Origin of the sequence: Borrelia hispanica CRI, assembly GCF_000500065.1 — a bacterium.
Classification (GTDB): Bacteria; Spirochaetota; Spirochaetia; order Borreliales; family Borreliaceae; genus Borrelia; species Borrelia hispanica.
The window spans coordinates 1-2006 of record NZ_AYOU01000061.1 but is presented as its reverse complement, the minus strand read 5'-3'; the positions used below and the strand labels follow the sequence as shown (position 1 = coordinate 2006).

At 26.1% G+C, this 2006-nt stretch carries 4 protein-coding genes; 1 reads left to right on the top strand and 3 read right to left on the bottom strand.

Annotated elements, in window-relative coordinates; translation table 11 throughout:
- The first annotated feature begins 53 nt into the window (after window positions 1–53).
- Window positions 54–422: a BBA14 family lipoprotein gene (locus U880_RS0101595; protein WP_038358818.1), complete on the top strand. Its 369-nt coding sequence runs from the start codon at window positions 54–56 to the stop codon at window positions 420–422.
- A gap of 42 nt (window positions 423–464) precedes the next feature.
- Here the strand turns inward: U880_RS0101595 and U880_RS11450 are convergent, their stop codons facing one another.
- From U880_RS11450 to U880_RS11075, 3 genes are all read right to left on the bottom strand, one after another.
- Complete coding sequence (locus U880_RS11450) at window positions 465–704, bottom strand: hypothetical protein (RefSeq protein WP_024654500.1); 240 nt, start codon at window positions 702–704, stop codon at window positions 465–467.
- 56 nt (window positions 705–760) lie between these two features.
- A complete protein-coding gene (locus tag U880_RS11080) occupies window positions 761–1519 on the bottom strand; it encodes a recombinase RecT (RefSeq protein ID WP_051373860.1) in 759 nt (252 codons plus the stop codon).
- Between the two features lie 12 nt (window positions 1520–1531).
- A partial coding sequence (locus tag U880_RS11075; protein WP_235047956.1) for an ERF family protein occupies window positions 1532–2006 on the bottom strand: 475 nt, incomplete at its 5' end.

Here is a 2006-nt window from a genome sequence, read left to right as displayed (position 1 = left end):
TAAAAGAAATAAGATTATGAATTCTTATATAAAGATATTAAAGGAGGCTTAATATGAAAATTCAAAAGATAATTCTATTATCAAGATTAATTTCTCTTATCCTTATAATTTCTTGTACCACTATTGCTTCACTAATAGAAGAACCAACACTTCCAAAAACAGAATCTCTTAAAGAACTGAGTACTTATGAAGCTAAGTTGGCTGATTATATTATGTATTTGCAAGTATTCTTAACACGTACACAAAAAAAAGTTAAAGACCCACATTATCCTAAGTTTACTTATTTCAATCCAGCAGAACTTAAATCTGAACATACTGTTGAGAATTTAAAGTTTAATATCAAGTTATTTAAAGATTATATCACCATCACTAAACCTATTGCTAAAGATGTATATAGAAAATATTCAAAATTAAAAAATTAATTATTTAAGCCCCTGATGGGGCTTATTTATTATTTATCATTATCAAGTTAACCTGAATAAACACTGAAATTCTTCTGCCATAGACATTTGACTAAATAATTTTAATGGACTATTTCCAACTTTATTTAAATCAAATGCCATAAATATATTAAACTTTTCAAGATTACTTAAATCCCTACTACTTTTAGTAAAGTATTCTTTAATTAAATTACACCAATACTCAATACTCTTTAACGTTTTATTTTTATTAAAGTATTCAAGTAATTTAAAATCATCTCCCACTTTAACAGACTCAAGATAATCGTTTATTTCTGATACACTACTAAATGGTTTATCACTTAAAACCTATACATATTTCTTGATGCTATTAGTAAGTTTTGAGAACAATAATACTTAGTAGGAACAGATTTATTTATATCTTCTCCAGAATTATGATTAACAGATTGTATTTCAATTGTTGCTTCAGGTGTCGAATTATTTGTTTCTTCCGATCTTTGTAATTCTTGTTGTAATACAGTACTCATATCCTCTAATTCTTCTCTTATATATGGCATGCTTTCAAGTCCTGAACCTGGTAAAGTTCTACATAAACAACTTACAGCACACTTTCTTAACATGGATACTGGCTTTTCTCTCCAAATAGGTGTGTTCTTATAATATTCACTAAGTAAAACAGAAAAACTATAACAATTACCATCATCTGATTTGAAAAAAGCTGTACACTGCCAATCTTCTTGTATCACCTTATTACCTTTAGAATCAATCTTAAGAGATTTAACCAATTTCTCTTCAAAGTCAAGATCATACTTGTTATATCCAGCTTCATATGCACGTATAAGCAATGTTTGATATGCTACTACAACTGTATAACGTCCATTGAATGGAATTATATATGCTTCCTTCTTAAATGGATTTAATTTGTTTACTTGTAATAAAGTTAAAATTTCTCGTTCTGAATAAGCATCTATCTTTTTAAGATTATGCATAATCTTGTATGTTTCCCATACTTCTGCAATATTACTTGAATTCATTTTATCTATTATTACATCTACTGTATTTGTTGATTGATTTTTTATCATATTATTATTTTTATTCATATTAAATTCCCTTTAAAATTGTTCAAGATCTAAATTACTAGCATTAATATTAAGTTCACTCTCTATTAACAAATATGTAACTAATACATAATGCTTGAAATAAGTTATTGCAGACTCCACAAACTGAGGCCATGTATTTTGACTTTTAACCCCAATAGATCTCAATTTTTCTATATATATTGGTGTATCAAATGAATGTTCATATCCACTTAAAGGGCTATAAAATGTTGTTGTAACAACATAAATTAAATGATTATCAATACTCTTTGTAGTTGGATATTGTACAAAATCAATATCTAGATTATGTTCCTTAATAACATTTTTAACTTCTCTTACTATTTCATTGTAATTCTCATATCCATTAAGATTTTTATTTACTTCATCCAAATTCATTTTAAGAGTACGAAGATTTTTTAAAAAGTCTATTCTCTTTTGACTAATTGTTGTATTTTCATTATTAATTGTCATTTCTTGTATATTTGTTTTT

Bases quoted from the DNA above. Each gene is read 5' to 3' on its own strand.
- U880_RS0101595 (WP_038358818.1), top strand. From the start codon at position 54: ATGAAAATTCAAAAGATAATTCTATTATCAAGATTAATTTCTCTTATC.
- U880_RS11080 (WP_051373860.1), bottom strand. From the start codon at position 1,519: ATGAATAAAAATAATAATATGATAAAAAATCAATCAACAAATACAGTA.